This is a genomic window from Reticulibacter mediterranei, assembly GCF_016587455.1.
In genome coordinates this window covers 1,548,690-1,564,349 of the sequence record NZ_BNJK01000002.1, presented here as the reverse complement: position 1 = coordinate 1,564,349, position 15,660 = coordinate 1,548,690, and the positions used below count along the sequence as shown (strand labels likewise).

The 15,660-nt window shown below is 53.0% G+C and carries 10 protein-coding genes; 3 read left to right on the top strand and 7 right to left on the bottom strand.

Features of this window, described 5'->3' with window-relative positions; translation table 11 throughout:
- Window positions 1-96 precede the first annotated feature (96 nt).
- The 3 genes from K3T83_RS45345 to K3T83_RS45335 form a co-directional block, all read right to left on the bottom strand.
- A complete protein-coding gene (locus K3T83_RS45345) occupies window positions 97-1,497 on the bottom strand; it encodes an ammonium transporter (RefSeq protein WP_236065214.1) in 1,401 nt (466 codons plus the stop codon).
- A 710-nt stretch (window positions 1,498-2,207) separates the two neighbouring features.
- Complete coding sequence (locus K3T83_RS45340; protein WP_220209740.1) at window positions 2,208-3,809, bottom strand: glycoside hydrolase family 44 protein; 1,602 nt, start codon at window positions 3,807-3,809, stop codon at window positions 2,208-2,210.
- A gap of 275 nt (window positions 3,810-4,084) precedes the next feature.
- Window positions 4,085-4,978, bottom strand: a complete 894-nt coding sequence (locus tag K3T83_RS45335; protein ID WP_220209739.1) for an ATP-grasp domain-containing protein — start codon at window positions 4,976-4,978, stop codon at window positions 4,085-4,087.
- A gap of 384 nt (window positions 4,979-5,362) precedes the next feature.
- On the opposite strand from K3T83_RS45335, the gene K3T83_RS45330 reads away from it, so the two are divergent.
- Complete coding sequence (locus tag K3T83_RS45330) at window positions 5,363-6,367, top strand: alpha/beta hydrolase family protein (RefSeq protein WP_220209738.1); 1,005 nt, start codon at window positions 5,363-5,365, stop codon at window positions 6,365-6,367.
- 64 nt (window positions 6,368-6,431) lie between these two features.
- Here the strand turns inward: K3T83_RS45330 and K3T83_RS45325 are convergent, their stop codons facing one another.
- Both K3T83_RS45325 and K3T83_RS45320 read right to left on the bottom strand, forming a co-directional pair.
- Complete coding sequence (locus K3T83_RS45325; RefSeq protein WP_220209737.1) at window positions 6,432-6,860, bottom strand: hypothetical protein; 429 nt, start codon at window positions 6,858-6,860, stop codon at window positions 6,432-6,434.
- Between the two features lie 281 nt (window positions 6,861-7,141).
- Window positions 7,142-10,816 (bottom strand): hypothetical protein, encoded by a 3,675-nt coding sequence (locus tag K3T83_RS45320; protein WP_220209736.1) that lies wholly within the window; start codon window positions 10,814-10,816, stop codon window positions 7,142-7,144.
- A gap of 220 nt (window positions 10,817-11,036) precedes the next feature.
- Between K3T83_RS45320 and K3T83_RS45315 the strand changes: the two genes are divergently transcribed.
- The gene (locus K3T83_RS45315; protein ID WP_220209735.1) at window positions 11,037-11,246 is read left to right on the top strand and encodes a hypothetical protein; all 210 of its coding nucleotides are present in this window, start codon (window positions 11,037-11,039) and stop codon (window positions 11,244-11,246) included.
- Window positions 11,247-11,266: 20 nt separating this feature from the next.
- Here the strand turns inward: K3T83_RS45315 and K3T83_RS45310 are convergent, their stop codons facing one another.
- Window positions 11,267-11,641, bottom strand: a complete 375-nt coding sequence (locus K3T83_RS45310; RefSeq protein ID WP_220209734.1) for a DoxX family protein — start codon at window positions 11,639-11,641, stop codon at window positions 11,267-11,269.
- 213 nt (window positions 11,642-11,854) lie between these two features.
- Between K3T83_RS45310 and K3T83_RS45305 the strand changes: the two genes are divergently transcribed.
- The gene (locus K3T83_RS45305) at window positions 11,855-12,484 is read left to right on the top strand and encodes a TetR/AcrR family transcriptional regulator (protein ID WP_220209733.1); all 630 of its coding nucleotides are present in this window, start codon (window positions 11,855-11,857) and stop codon (window positions 12,482-12,484) included.
- A 1,251-nt stretch (window positions 12,485-13,735) separates the two neighbouring features.
- Here the strand turns inward: K3T83_RS45305 and K3T83_RS45300 are convergent.
- Window positions 13,736-15,223: an N-acetylmuramoyl-L-alanine amidase gene (locus tag K3T83_RS45300; protein ID WP_220209732.1), complete on the bottom strand. Its 1,488-nt coding sequence runs from the start codon at window positions 15,221-15,223 to the stop codon at window positions 13,736-13,738.
- Window positions 15,224-15,660 lie beyond the last annotated feature (437 nt).

Genomic DNA, 15,660 nt, shown 5'->3' with positions numbered 1-15,660 from the left:
ATTGAATCCAGTAATCGCCAGGCTGCCACGCATACAACACAAAGGGGGATCTCTTCTCAAGGGAGATCCCCCTTTGTGTTGTTGCTTGTCAAAGACCTAGAGGCGATATCCTTCTTCACCGTGAACGGCGAGGTCAAGACCCTCGGTCTCTTCTTTCTCTGATACGCGCAGGCCCAGAGGGGAGAGGAGTTTGAGCAAGATGAAGGTGACGACGAACGAATAGACTGCCGTGACCAGAACGGCCAGGATTTGCGTCCAGAGCTGTCCGGGGTTGCCGAAGAGCAGGCCGTTGTTGCCAGCACCGTTGATGATCTTCTCAGCGAAGATGCCGGTCAGAATTGCGCCAGTCACGCCGCCCATACCGTGTGCAGCCCAGACATCCAGCGTGTCGTCAATGCGGGTCAGTTTGCTGCGAATGAAAAGCATCAAGTAGGTCACGATGCCAGCGATGATGCCAATGGCGATGCTAGCGACAGGTCCAACGAAGCCGCTGGCAGGTGTGATGGCGACCAGACCGCAGACCGCACCGGTAGCTGTAGCCATCGCGCTCGGCTTTTTATTCTCAGCCCAGCTCAACACCATCCAGGTTAAGCCAGAGGCAGCGGCGGCGGTATTGGTCACAACAAACGCGCTCACCGCGAGAGCAGAGGCGCTCAGAGCGCTACCAGCATTGAAGCCAAACCAGCCGAACCAGAGCAGAGCCGCGCCCAGCAGGACAAAGGGAACGTTATTAGAAACAATCGCCACGCCCTTCTGGAAGTTCCGGCGCTTGCCGATCACCAGGGCAGCGGCCAGGCCAGCGAAACCAGCGCTGATGTGAACGACGGTGCCACCAGCGAAATCGAGCGCGCCGAGGTTACGCAGCCAGCCACCAACGCCCCAGACCCAGTGGGCAATCGGATCATAAACTATCGTTGACCAGAGAATGACGAAGAGAACCAGCGTGCGGAAACGAATGCGCTCGACAAACGAGCCGATAATCAGCGCGGGAGTGATGATAGCGAACATCGCCTGGAAGACCATAAAGGCCAGTTGAGGGATCGTTCCAGCATAATCAGCGTTCGGCGCATAACCGACACCGGCCAGGCCGAAGAAATTGAGGCCGCCGATCACGCCGCCAAGATCTTTGCCGAAGACCAGACTATAACCGATCACAACCCACTGAACACTGACGATACCGAGGATGAGCAGCGATTGCTTAATCACGCTCACGACGTTCTTGCTTGTGACCATACCTCCGTAGAAGAAGCCAACCGCAGGTGTCATCACCATGACGAGTGCCGCCGAGGTTAATACCCAGGCCGTATCGCCTGCATTAATCTTACTTGCATCAAATGTTCCAGAGGAAGCACCTGCAAAAAAAGTTGAGGCGTACCCAACTGCCAATCCAATGACAGCTAAAATGATCACTTGCAGAAAAAATGAGCGATGGGCAAGTTCAATTTTTGGTGCCTCTTGTTGTGTTGATCCTTGTTGCGTTGTGTCAACTGTTGCCATCTGCTTTCACCAACCTGGTTATACCACTAAGCAGCCGTGATGTGGCCGCAACACAAAATAGATGGAATACTGATAAAAAGACCATAATCGTCATTTCAGCCAGGAGATACACAGCTCTCTGTCTATCTGCCATCAGGACTTACTTACGTTATATTGTACTTCTAACGTTTTTATCCTCCCTGCCAGATACAAGAAATGTAACGGCTGCACTAAACAGTGTCCTATGAGAACAATATGTTGCCCTCCCTAGCGGACTACCAGTCATCATGGGCGCAAAAACGGATAATAAAGAGATGATGACCAGGAGACGATCTCATCATTGAGGAAATCACCGGTGAAAACACACAGCATTGGGGCATCATCATTGATCGATTGATTGTACTTGTTGTTAAGTATAGATCATTCTTCTCATTCCTGTTATGGATAAACTACCAGAGAGTATGTAATACTTTTTTGTGCAGAATGTACAAACCCACCCGTTCTTTGTGCTTTTTTTGAGAGCAAATTGATTGATTTTTAGCTGATTTTTAGTTTGAACCCGACTATTTTATCTCATTTTGACCAAAAAAAAGACACATGTACAAATCATCCATATGTGACTTCGTTTTCTATCATATTTTTATCATACCACTACCACAAAAAAGATGCGCCATTTTCCAGAATGGCGCATCAGTAACATTCAAACTGAAACTGAAACTCTATAAAGGCGTTTAGCAAGGAATCGAGGCATCCACCGGGTCGGTGCGTAGGCCACAGATCGTGGAATTGACGGGAGCGACCAGGCCATCAGTTTTCGTGGGGGGAATGAAAGTATAGCCTTCAGCCTGTCCACTATCGCGATGCAGCGTCACGACAACCGCGCTATAGGCCGCGATCTTGATGTCCTCGAAAGGCCAGGAACCGGAAGAAATCTGGATTGTCGAGGGATTAACCTGTGCATGCTGCGTCAAAGGAGTTTTGTTAACGAACATCAAGCTGAGCGTCTTGCGATCTTTACTCGTGGTGGCGAAGACCGCGAGGGGATCATCCTGAATCGCCAGAGGAACGACGTGATCTTGCAGATGAGTAAATAGCTCAAAGACGCGTCCCATCGCTGTTTCGCTGCCATCGAGCGCAAAGAGCGAGGTTGGATTCTGCATAGCGGATGAGGCAGAATAAAAAGCCGCATATGCAACCTGCTCGTTCATCAAGGTTCCTATCGTATCGGCCAGCCAGAGAGCACCATAGGTCGGTGGAATCTGCGCCTGACTGCCGGACCGATCCGGGTTTGTATTCATCGCAGTAATAGCAATCGGCACATCGCGGCCTAGCGTTTTCTGTATCTGAGCACGCAGATCGGGCAGGATATAGCTCCACTCGTTGCCGCTGCTCATCAGCAGTCCAGGCTGAGCAAAGGGAGTGGTATGGGGATAATAGTGAAAGGAAATACCATCCAGCACTTTACCGTTGTTCTGCTTTTCATACTCGCCAATTTTTTGCAAAAACTCATCGATCCAGGTGTGCGCGTTGGCGCTTTGAAACCCGGCATTGGCATCAAAATAGGAACTGAGTTCAGGGCCAAAGACCTTGATATTGGGATTGGCCTGATGCATCTTGGTGGAGATCTGGATAAACGCCTGAGCATACTCATCGGCGGTGTAAGACTTTCCCGTCGCGGGATTCACCGTCAAATCAGGTTCATTGCCGATCGACCAGAGCTGCACCGACTTCATCGACTGGACCCACTGGGCTGCCAGTTGCGCCGGATCATCCTGTCCTTTCGTCCCGCTCAGGTGTACCTGCATCATGCCAGTCGTTTTGGTATCGGTCAGCATTTTATTGAAATCGTTCAACTGGTCGTTTGAGAGAATATGCTGCTCGCCCCACGAGCCGCCGGGGTAGCGCAGCATTTTGATGCCCATTGTTTGCAATCCCTGTGCGAGCTTCGGCGAATAGGGCATGACCCCCGAATTGTCCGCATCGGTCGAGTTTGAAGCAACCTTTGGCAGCACATTGGCCCCGAATAGATAGGGGCTGATCTCAACGCTCTTGCGCAAATCGATGATCGCATCTTGCTGGCTCGCAATGTGAATGGTCAGTTGATCGCCGTTGTTGCTGGCCAGCGCATTCATCCGAACAGCGGCGAAAATCACCAGAATAAGCGTAATAATAGCCAATATCGCTAATAAGCGGCGCTGTCCTTTTGAATTTCTATTAAAGCGTTGCGCACTGAGTTGCGCCCCCAGTTCTTTCCACTCCGCCATCGCCGCCATGTTGCCTGGAGGCGGCATCTGCCCTACTGGTCCCTGTGGGCCGTTATGATTGAATCCCATAACTTACTTCCTCTAGCTTCTCTATCTCAATCGAAGATGTTCCTCTATTTTATCGCACGTGGGAACGGAAAAATTGCTGATTCTGGCATCACGGTGTGCTGGAATCTCTATGAAATAAAATACAACTACAATAATGAACGTTAGAGGAGCCAGTTTGATAGCAGGAAATATGTACAGAGTGGGACCATCTGCTTACTAGAGCGGAAACAATGAATGCTGAAGGAGGGAGCAGCGACTGGGCACCCGTTCCCTCGGGTGCCACAATAGTTTATGCTTTAGATGGTGCCTGCGTGCCCAGAGGTTTGCTGCAATTGCTTGAAGACTGTATCAGCAAGCAACTCGGCAGCCTCCGGCTTCCAGTGCATCCACAGACTCGGCTCAACCAGTTCCAGCTCCATGAGGCACGGCGACCCTTCCATATCGCGTATAAGATCGACACGGGCATACAGGGTGGGCGAACTGAGAGCATCCATGACCTTGCGCACCAATTGCACCTCATCTTCGCCGGGCTGTACAAGTTCTTTCTGAGGCAGGTCAGCCTGTTCCTGTCCATCAGGACGTACAGCGTGTATGGGCGGACGCGACAACGCATGTGTGATCTCACCATCGATGACAATGACAGATCTCTCTCCACTGCTCAAGACGGCTGGCATAAACGGTTGAATCAACATATCGTGAAGGGTTAACATATGATCGACATATAGCTGGCCCTCCATAGCCATTCCCTCTTTGATCAGAATTGTACCATATGCTTCAGCCGAAACAGCTGGTTTAATCACAACTTCTGTCCAGCCACGCTCTTGCAGCAATTCTTCAAAATTGACCGAAGACCCCTTATTGAGCCAGGCTGTAGGGATAATCGGCACACCGCGCTCGTCAAGATCACGCAGGTAACTTTTGTGCGTATTCCACTGCAATAGTGAAAATGGGTTCCACAAAGTATGCAATTGTGAAACATGCCGCGCCCAATCCAGAAAAACATCACGCTGATTGAAATAGTCCCATGTCGCACGAATGATGCTCATGCGCGGTTGGGACCAATCCGCCGTTGAGTCGTTCCAGGCAAGTGCGCGTGCATCAATGCCGCGTGCAGCTAACGCCTTTTGCAAGACAGCATCAGAAGTGCTCAATTCCGGCCATTCTGAGCAAGTAACCAGGGCTACATCCATGAGAAAAGTGTACACTCCTTTTCAAACCATTTTGATTGAGATATGGTTCTTTCCATATCCATTCGCGATAGTATAGCACGAGCGCCCCTCGATTTGTTTAGATTTCCTCGTTATAATTGATTATTTCCTATATAGTGGGTATAGTGTAGTACTATTTCCCTATGTCATTTTTTTGATGCACAGAAAGCTTGATATTCCTGATTTATGATAAAATAAGCGGATATGGTGATTTTTCACAACCAGAATCGGGAATTATCCCCGTTTCTGGTTGTGAAAATTCATTATCTCTAAACATCACTTGACAGTGACCTAACGTCATAGTTTAGAATAGTATTCGGCCCGGAAACACATAGAATAAACATCTGGAAAGGATAATACAGGTATATGGAACAGCACTATCGAGAAGAACAGCTTCTGTTTGAGGCGGAGGGATATAGTATTCCGGCGGCGCTCACGTTGCCGCTTCAGCAGCAAACTGATTGGGCCATACTCCTCATTCCGGGATCGATGGGCAATGATGTAGATGGGAATTATCCCGAAATGCATATGAATCCTCATATGTATGCGGACCTGGCGCGGCAACTGGCAGAGAGAGGGCATGCCGTGCTACGCTATGCCAAGCGAGGGGAGGGAACAGGAGTCGAGGTGATCGATGAAGAGCAGAAACGGGCGCATCGCGTTTTCCCACGCCAACAATATATCGCAATGGCCGCAATCAAGCGGTTGCGCGAGCTAGTGCCCCAAGCAAAGGGGCTGGCGGTCGCCGGTCATAGCGAGGGGAGTGTGCATGGGCTGCTCATCTCGCAGCAGCGCGACCTGGGGATAGACGCCTTCATCAGCCTTTCGGGACCATCATTTCGTTATATGGATCTGTTCATCCACAAAGCGCAACAGATGGCAAAGGAGCAGGGCGAGATCATCGATTTTGGACCTTTCAAGGTCAATGCAGCAAACTATATTCGCGTCTTCGAGTTGACACGTGCGGGAGAACCATTCACGGAGGAGATTAAGGCCGATCCGACGATGGAATTTTTCGTGAAAAACTGGGGAAGTGATAGCCCGCAGGCGCAGGAGGGGCGAGAGTACATGCGCGATTATGACGCCATCGACCCATGCGCCGAAATTGCGAAAGTTCCCTGCCCGGTGTTGGTGGTGCAGGGCGGCATGGATGAGTCGGGCGTCCACTCCGACAACGGCGAACGGCTCTATCAGGCACGCCACGCCGCCTACCCGGAGACAACCCAACTGGCCTTCTTTCCCGAACTACAGCACTTCTACAAACACGCCGAACCGGGCCTGACCTCAGCCCAATCGATGGCGCTGAACGGAGAGAGTGATGTGCGGGTCAGCGAGGCGATCAGCGCATGGCTGAACACGTTGCAACCGTAGCAGGCAAATAGATAACGCTTCAAGAGCCAGGTTCGACGAACACTACTCCCCTGGCTCTTTGTTCCTAGCCGTATACGTAGTGACACTGCCTTGTTATCCGAACCTGCCAGTTCTTAGCCCACAACTCGGCACAAGCGCTTCCTCGTGGGGCATTCCAGTTGAGTATGTACTTCCACTGTCCAACGTGGCTGCATCCCCAGTGAACGTTTCCGTCCAGGCGGTACGAACCATTTCCATATGTAAAGCGCATCGAGGGATCGCAGACGTTGGCAGCAGCCGCGAAATTGGCACCATCCCAGTTAATGTGGTATCCACTCCCACTAATCATGTGTGCCAGTTGACCGGAGGGAATGCCTATCGACTGGCCCTTAACATTCACCGTGAACGCTCCCCAATACTGAACACCATATGCACTTGCCTGACTCGTCCCCGGCATCAGTACCAGGGCAGAGATTACACCCACCACTACCAGTAACATCTTCATCTTCAACATAAAACTTTCCTCCTCACCTCATCTCACAAGCAAGTGATAGATAGAAACAACAGTTCTACCTACAGTATAGGAATCGTTCCAAACACAACGGCATTCAGCAACGCCTCCCCCATCGTAATACTCTGTCAAGCTTCAATCAACACATGAGAATGATAGCAGTATATGGCAGGGGCGATGGCTTGTCCTCGCCCCTGCCATATACGGTCCCACCCCAGAGAATTTTCTAGATGCATCAACCAATGAGGTTTGACAGAGTATTACGACGGGCATCGCCGGGTTCTCTATTCCACCATCACACGCAACAGACCAGGATTGCCAACCTGCTCCTCTTTGAACATGTTGCGCACGATTACGGCCCAGTGCTGGGTATTTTCGTTATTGCCGGGTTTGAGCCAGCGTGTCAGGATGTTCTGGCTCTCCTCGCCAGGAAGCTGCGTGGCTCCAACGGCGGCCAGGGGGACGCGCAGCTCGTTCTTCTCGCAGAAGTCGAGGCTAAAGCGCTTGACCTGCCCTCCTCCCACGACACGAGCCAGCGCATCGGGCAGGCAGACATGAGCGATCAGGCCCGGCTCGTAGCTGGGAATGCGGATCACCAGTTCCAGATCGTCACCAACTTTGAAGCGCTTCTGTATACGCCCCTTGCGCTCCAGGGCGACCTCGACGGGCAATTTGCTCTGAAACTCGCTCCAATCCTCAAAGATTTCGGAGGTCATTTGTGCCGCAACCACCCCCTCCACGCAGTGCAACGATTCGACCTTGCCATCGTAGGCCAGGGCTGCCCCCAGCTCCATTTCCTGCCCATTGACGGCAACCCGGCCCGCCTTTCCACTGACAACCACGCCCGCATCGCGCAAGGCGAGCAGCAGCACCAGACAGGCGGCGGTATCAACGGTGCTGTAGAGCCGCCCCTCTTCGTTCAACTGCGCTGTGAGGAAGTTGGTGGCAGCTATCGCCAACCCCAGGTCGGCAGGTTCTTTCGCCGTGAAGAGGGTCGCGGCAGCGTAGGCGGTCTCCTCGCGCGTAGAAACGGCCCTGCCCCACAGCCTGTACGATTGCTGATCCTCTGGCACCTCCACGAACGTCTGCCCGTTGCGCTCTTTCAGGCGGGAGCGCACATACGAAGCCGCCCGCGCCTTCTCGTTCGGCGAGGCGTCGCTGACCACCACTTTATAGGCGTCGTGACAATCCTGTATTTTCGTTGGCGGATTGGCGATCTTGTAATAGGTAGCCGCCTCTTTCACCATCATGTGAATGTCGTCAAGCAGCTCACACAGCACCTTGCTTTTGATACCTGAACGCTTGCTATCAGGTAGATTGAGCAGGTGTTTGACGCCGCGTGGAGCATAGTGCGTGTCCGTCTTGCGCGCACCTCCATCTTCGGGTGGATAGAAGCAGAAGCCGCGCTGTGGAAGGTACATGCTTTTGAGCCGCTTATGCCACGCGATGATAGCGGCTTCATAGTCGCGTGCGGCCTCCGCATTGGCCTCATTGGTGATATAGCCCGTGTACTGGGCAACCAGCTTCATCGAAGTCTGCTCGATACAACCAAACGGATATTTCGCCGCGCCCTCGACAAAGAACTGGAATGGACGTTCCAGTCCCGGCATTGGTCGCAGTTCCAGCAGATCGGGCGACGAACGCAGCGTCACCTCATCGCCGGGAGTGAGCAGGCGCAGGCGGCGCATAATGTGGCGCAGCTTTCCTGGCTCCGTGATATAGCGTTCGCTTACATCGGCCTCTCCGCTCTGAGCATCACGCACAATGGCGGTTAGCGCGCCTGGGCGTACGGGGAAGCGCACGACTGAGCCTGAAGAGATCAGAGCATCGGCTATCAGAGGGTGTCCGGCCTCGTCGAAGAGCGGCAGCGGCGTATCGTCAAGACGAATCTCAACGCGCGCCTGACCTGATGCCGCGCCCACATCGAGTCGTCCTAGCACAGGATCACCATCTCTCACAAACGGCGAGACAGTTAACTCGCCATAGACCGACTGCGTCGCCTCAATCGCGGCCTCGGCCTGTTGCCAATCGAGCGTCTCACGATCTAGAGCAAAGGCTTCGATGCTATAGCGTGTCATGCTGTCGCCCAGCTTCACTTCAACCTGCTCTTCGCCCTGAACATGCACAATATTGTTATAGATGATCTCCGGGAACTGCATGCGTACACGAGTCAGCGTTTGCGCCGGAGCCGCTGTGGGAGCCAGCGTATCGGCGGCAGCAAGCTCGATCGCCCCCTTTTCTCTGATCTGCGAACCGGTCATTGCTCTACTGACGACACCACGGCCCGGCCCACGCCGGGGCCCAGCGCCACCAACCATCGTGGGAGGACCACCGGGCGCTGCTGCCATAGGAGGTGGGAGCGGAGCCGCCATTGCGCGGAACATGACGGGACTGGCCGCTGCTGCATAAGCAAAGCCGCCCTGATAGTCGGTCAATTGATGCTCAACCTCGCCTGTCGTGGAAAGCTTGTTCCACTCTTCCAGATTTTTCTTGATGCTGGCCGCCAGTTCCACCTGTGGATCGCTGGGGGCAACGAGGCGCTGATCCTTAACAATCAACTGGACTGGCACGGGACGCTCTGCCCGATTGGTTTTGAGCGTAATGGTCACACGCGAGCCGGGCCGGACTTCTGCCGGAGCCTCGCACGAGAGTTGTAGCTCAGAGGGACGCAGAACGGCGCACCAGCCCTCCCACGCCTTCTCCTCGATCAAGGCACCCAGCAGCACAACGCCATAGGGTGCTGGCAACGGCAGGCGGAGAGGCTGATTTGCCTGGAGATGTTCGTGGAGCGACTCGCTGATGTTGCCGCTGGTGGGGTCCACCACAACGACGCGCAATAGCTCGCTACTCGTGCGCGGGATAATCTCTACCTCTTGCCCGATGAGGCGGCGCACCAAAAATGGCGCGGTATTGTTGCGTTCGCTGCTCACATACATGTTACGGCACGCTTCAGAGTCGGGCAAGGGCAGCAGGCTGAGCACCTGCACCTCGCCCAACTCACTAATCGTCACGGTTTCGCGCCGCGCCTGCTCCGATCCTTTCAGAGCAACCGTCGCAGTCCGTTCGCCAGCAAAGACGTTGAGCGAGTAGGGGCCGGCTCCGGTCAATTCGACGCTGCCACGAAAGTTGCCCCTGTCATCGCCGCTCACTCGCTTGCGGGTTCCAACGCGCTGACCGCGCTCCTGCAATTCGATCTCGACGGTGCCAACAAAGGGCTGTCCGAAGGCGGTAATGTGCAGGGTGTAGCTCAGTTCGTTACCGGTCAACTTCTGCTCTACAAGGTCGGCATTGAGCGGTGCCAGCCGATATTCCGCAACCTCGAAGCGGCACACATCGGAGGTATATTCTTTTGCTGCGGTCGTGTCCAACGCGCTACCACAGTGCGAACAGAACGTGCTGGATCTCGTCTGAACGGCCTGGCACGAGGGACATGTAATTGATTCGGATGATAGTTCGGATATATGCACGGTTGCTTCATACTCACCTTCGGGCAAGTTTTGCATGGACCAGAGGGCGAGTCCGTACTCGTCGAGCGTGACGGGATAATCGGCATAGGGATTGCCGCTCAGTCTCAAGATAAGTTTGACTGTTGTTCGTGGCGCTTGAGGAGCGGCGACGAGCAAGCGCACGGTATCTCGTTGTGTACGATAGAGTGCTTTATCGCAGGTGAGCGAGACGAGCGAGGAAGATGGTAAGGGCGTCGGCTGGATGTGTACGCCCGGAAGCGTGAGGGGATCTTTGCCGCCACGAAAGGCGATGGCCGGGGGAGCGCTCGTCACAGGGATATTAGCGGTTGCCAGCAGCTTATCGACGCCGCTGCGGGTCAGCCAGGAAGACTTGAAGAAGACGAACCAGTTACCAACGAGGACTGCATCTTTGAGGTTTTCGATCATGCTATAGTCGCGAATTTCCACGCGATGGTCTACTACGGGGTTGCGCGAAGTCTCATTCGGGATCATAGAAATTGCCTCCACTTCTCAATACTGCGGCGCTGCGCCGACCATTCCCACACAGACCTGTCGTACACCATAGCCACTCTAAAGCATGGAGGCAAAAAAAACAAGATGCAATCTGGATTAGTTTCAGAGTGAACCAGGACCGGGAACTCCTCTCGTCGTAGTACTTTGTCAAACTTCATCGTTGATGCATCTATGAAACCCTCTGGAATGTGGACCGAATATGGCAGGGGCGAAGGCTTGTCCTCGCCCACCTCCAGGCCGCGCGATGAGGCACCTGGGCGAGGACAAGCCTTCGCCCCTGCCATACACGGGGAGCGCTCACCACTCCATATACCGAATGAAGCTTGATAATGTCGTAGTCGAGCGATTTATCGCGGGGCACTCGTTTCGTGATACCTTCCGCGATAAATCGCTCGACTACGACATTTGAGGCTATCGCATTCATAGTGGTTAAGCGACTGGAACCCAGACCAGATAGCCGACCGCGATAAAGGCCGCTAGCAGGAACAGCACAATGTTCACGCCGATGACGTTGTATTCTTTTTGTCTGATATGATAGATGGTGGCACACACCATCACCACGACGAGTCCGATTGCAGCTGCGATGGTCAATTGCGGAAGAATCCCGGTGAGCTTTGGCGCGACGAGTCCGACAGCGCCCAGAAATTCGGAGACGCCGATAAAACGGACAAACCAGGGTGGAACATGACCGACCCAGGGCATATTTTTCTTGAGCTGCTCTAGAGGCATCACGCTCTTCAGCACCCCGGCCACAAGAAAAGCCAGCGCCAACAATCCCTGAACGATCCAGAGGGCGATACTCATACTATGATTCCCTTTCACTCTGCAACGCTTGTTTGCTAAACAACAGTCATTGCATAAACGTGTCCTGTTGTTTACAATACTACTGTAGATTTGTAAGAACAATCAATGGGTAAAAGCGCGTTTTTGTTGTTTAGACAACAGTTCCCCTACAATTGTCGTGAAAGTCAGGCAGGCGAGAACTCTGTCGCCGGATGGACTAGAAGGAGTTTGTGTATGACCCTGATAGAGAAAAGCGTAGACCCACGTGTGAAGCGGACGCGCCAATTACTTCAGAAGGCTTTTTTCGAGCTGCTGACGGAGAAGGACATAGGCACGATCAGCATTCAAGAGATTACTGATCGTGCGACGGTCAACCGTGCCACCTTTTACGCCCATTTTCCCGACAAATACGCGCTGCTCGATTCCATCATTCGCGAGATGTTTCAGCAAGGGCTGGCCCAGCGTCTTCCTCCCGCGCCGATCTGGAACGTAGAGAACCTGCGAGCGCTGGTGAGAGCGACGTTCGGCTTTCTGGAAGAGTTTCATCACGGCTGTAAACCATCTTCGCAGGCATTCGATCCAATGGTAGAGCGAGCAATCCAGCAGGAACTTGCGAGCGTATTGCTGGACTGGCTCAAGCAGGCGCGAGTTGCAGGAATGCGTTCCGGGGTACGCGTGGAGTTTGTCGCCTCGATCATCAGCTGGGCGATCTTCGGTCCCGCTGTTCAGTGGAGCCGCCAGGAACGCACGCCATCCGCAGACGAGATGACCCGACAGACCATGCTTGTCATTACCGAGGGCCTGTCTCATCTCGCGCCCGGCTTCCTGCCCACAGAGAGAAATGGGCAATCAAGCAAACCATAAGGCGCATTGTTGCACAAAACAGGAAAAACCGCACAATTGCGAGACATCCATCCCCAAAACGTGTACAATAGAGAGGGAGAAGAGCTGCGAGGGCCATAGCATTTCCCGCGAGGCGCGAAGTGGTGGTAACGCCAAGCACGGTGCCTCAATAAGCACAATAATAGCGCTTAATCGGCTCCAGAGGCTCTTGTAAGAGCAACAAAAGCCTGGTATACTCTAATGAAGCAACGGGAAAATTCCCTCAAATTCGGCGAATCAGGCTTCTGCCTCGCAAACCGCCTTGCAGAGCCACGCGAGGCACCCCGCTGTGGGAAAGAGGTTTGACGCGGGAGCGATTGCAACATCCCTATTGGCTGTCCGAGCAGTATCCATCCAAGTGGAAAAGAGGTTCTTCGCGCGTCAGCGATTGCAACTCCTGATCCTTTGGCAAACCAGCCGCGCGACGGGCAGAGGAAAAGATGCTTGACGCGCGGGAGCACTTGCAACTTTGGCATTCGTCAAGAACTAGCATTCCTGTATGATTGGAAAAGATGCATGAGGCGTGTGAGCGGTTGCAACCAAATAACTGGCGGAGGAGTGCGTTGAGAGATCATAGATAGGGAAGGGGGATTTTGCGCGTGAGCGGTTGGCACTCTGGCACATCTGGGACGAGGTGCATCCAGGAAATTAAGAAGGGGCAGAAGATGTTCCCCTAACACATAGCGACAGGGGGCGGTGTGATGGGTTGCGGGGGCCTTGCGCTTGTCGCGGTGGTGGCGTAGAAAATATACAATAGAAAATAAAACGTGGGTGAAGAGCGACAAGCGCAAGGCCCCCGCCAAGACCCTCTAACCCCCCCTTGTCGCTACGGGTGATCCAACAACATCGTGATTGACAGGAGGCACGACAGCATCACGATTTACGGGCGATCCAACGGGTATATATCGTGGAAAAGAGGCGTTTCTCGTGTGAGCGATTGCAATCCCCAATGATTGAGAATGCTATGGAGGTGGGAACGTGGTAGAAAAGAGGCTCTTCATGCATCAGCAATTGCAACGAGGAGAGGGAAGCCATCAACGGCATCAGCTATCGGGTAGAAAAGAGGGGTTTGGGGCTCTCCCATACTTTGCATAATTGAGAGCCTCAAAGGCAGACTTCTACGCAAAGGGCGGGAGAGCCGAATAATGTTGAGATTTACAGCGAACAAGCTTGGCATTTGCCTCACAGGCGATAAGATGCTTCAAGGACTACGCCTGGAGTCGGTCGTTATGGTTAAGCGCCCACAACTTCACTGGCAGGAACCCACGCCTGGCGATGGTTGTAGTTAATCTCATACCAAAGGTTGCTGCTCGTATCATCCTCAATGAGTGTATAACCACTAAAAAAGGTCGCCCCATCAGTGCTACCACCAATGACATACCGGCTGTCGGTTGTTGGTCGGCTATAGATCTGTATATTCTCGCCCTTCATCTTGACAAGGGAAGCAGTGTGGAATATATCAGGTTCCGGCCTCTGTGTTCCATCAACACCATCACCGGGAGGGACCGCCAACCAGACCAGCTTCGCAGCGGCCAAATAGCTTGGCGTATCGTTGTGTACCTGATCTTCCTCGCCGTACCAGATCTGGTACATTGTATCACCGGTTCCAGCAGGATCCTGTACTTTATTCACGTAATGGTAGCTGATGCCTGGCTCCACGTTATAACTAACGTCAGTGGGGTCGCTGGTGTCCTGTGCCGGAATCAGTCCAGACGCAGTACTAGGACCAGTATAGAGCTTGAAAAAGTTATAATCTGCCGATGTTCCTACCTGGCCATACGGACCCTTTGGACCATGCAGCGCCTGATTATTACGGGGATGCAGGGTAATCGTATGGGGCAGAGCAACGGAGTTGAGAGGCGCTCCCTGTTGGCTAATCAGATGAAAGTAATAGTCCCATAACCAGTATGGACCTGGATCAACATGATTAGGCGAGGTACTCAGGGTTGAAGCGGCTACGGTACTATGCGCGAGAATATGCGAGCGATCCAGGGGTAGATGATATTTTTTGAGTAGATAGGCAACCAGCCTGGCTGAAGACAGATATTGAGCCGAGTTATACCACTGATACCCAGTCGCATCATAGCCAACATGCTCGATCCCAATCGAGTGCATGTTCGACCAGAAATTGCCATCATGGTACGAGATATCTTGATCGCGCACAACCTGGTAGACCTTGCCATCTAAATCAATGACATAATGAGCGCTGACCTGCTGGCAAGAGGAATTATTAGGGTTAGCGCCAAGACACATAAATGCGCTCAGCGTGCTTGCAAGCGAACCTTCAGTATCATGAATCACGATCTGATTGAGTTTACAAGGCTTGGTAACAGCCAGCGGTTGATTTGGAGCCACCCAGACCGAACAACTGGTGGGACGGTCGGAACTAGTATAGTTACAATTGCCAGGAGACTGGTCGTTATTGCAATCATAGGTCGTTGGGGGTGTGATAACACAGTCAATCGCGCCGGGATAGTCCACTTTGCCATCATTTGTGCAACCAGCAGGCAAAGATGAAGCTGCCTGGAGGCTGTCCGTAGAAGCATCAGGGGTCGAAGAAGCCTGATTAGCAGCCTGATTGTTGGAAGTCGAACTGGCGGCGTGAGCTCGCGTCTGGGAGGTTGTATAACCTATGGTCAGCGCGAGTGCTACCACAAACAGCAAAAAGACACTAAGCACAATTCGCATAGAAAGTCGTGAAATGGGCTTTCGCAAACGCATAAGGGGTCTTTCTCCATACAAAAACATTTATGTATTACACAGACGCTCGAAGCGCCTGTTTGATACCTTAATAATATATCGGCTGAACCTCCTCAATTATTACCATTCTCAACAAAAGTACTAATAGATCCTGATACCGCTCTGTTTCCCTATCTAATAAAGATGCTGATTGTTTCCGGTAACAAATACTCGAATGCATCGGGCGCGTGTCACATCTCCTGAAGTTGATCGACAAGAGTCGAGTGACATAAGCAGCCAGGGCTTTCCAGTTCTCCGCTCAAAGGGGTGCAGGGTCTCCCTGCCGGGGTCTGGGGTGTCCCCAGTTTCCTTCCCTCCTTCGCGCGCCGCCACAGGAGGCGCGCAAAAGAGAAGAAAAAAGGTTTTTTGCGGGGACACCCCGCACCCCGGCAAAGGGCTGCCGCCCTCTGCACTCCCGC

Bases quoted from the DNA above. Each gene is read 5' to 3' on its own strand.
- K3T83_RS45305 (WP_220209733.1), top strand. From the start codon at position 11,855: ATGACCCTGATAGAGAAAAGCGTAGACCCACGTGTGAAGCGGACGCGC.
- K3T83_RS45325 (WP_220209737.1), bottom strand. From the start codon at position 6,860: ATGTTGAAGATGAAGATGTTACTGGTAGTGGTGGGTGTAATCTCTGCC.
- K3T83_RS45320 (WP_220209736.1), bottom strand. From the start codon at position 10,816: ATGATCCCGAATGAGACTTCGCGCAACCCCGTAGTAGACCATCGCGTG.
- K3T83_RS45315 (WP_220209735.1), top strand. From the start codon at position 11,037: ATGGCAGGGGCGAAGGCTTGTCCTCGCCCACCTCCAGGCCGCGCGATG.
- K3T83_RS45330 (WP_220209738.1), top strand. From the start codon at position 5,363: ATGGAACAGCACTATCGAGAAGAACAGCTTCTGTTTGAGGCGGAGGGA.
- K3T83_RS45345 (WP_236065214.1), bottom strand. From the start codon at position 1,497: ATGGCAACAGTTGACACAACGCAACAAGGATCAACACAACAAGAGGCA.
- K3T83_RS45300 (WP_220209732.1), bottom strand. From the start codon at position 15,223: ATGCGTTTGCGAAAGCCCATTTCACGACTTTCTATGCGAATTGTGCTT.
- K3T83_RS45335 (WP_220209739.1), bottom strand. From the start codon at position 4,978: ATGGATGTAGCCCTGGTTACTTGCTCAGAATGGCCGGAATTGAGCACT.
- K3T83_RS45310 (WP_220209734.1), bottom strand. From the start codon at position 11,641: ATGAGTATCGCCCTCTGGATCGTTCAGGGATTGTTGGCGCTGGCTTTT.
- K3T83_RS45340 (WP_220209740.1), bottom strand. From the start codon at position 3,809: ATGGGATTCAATCATAACGGCCCACAGGGACCAGTAGGGCAGATGCCG.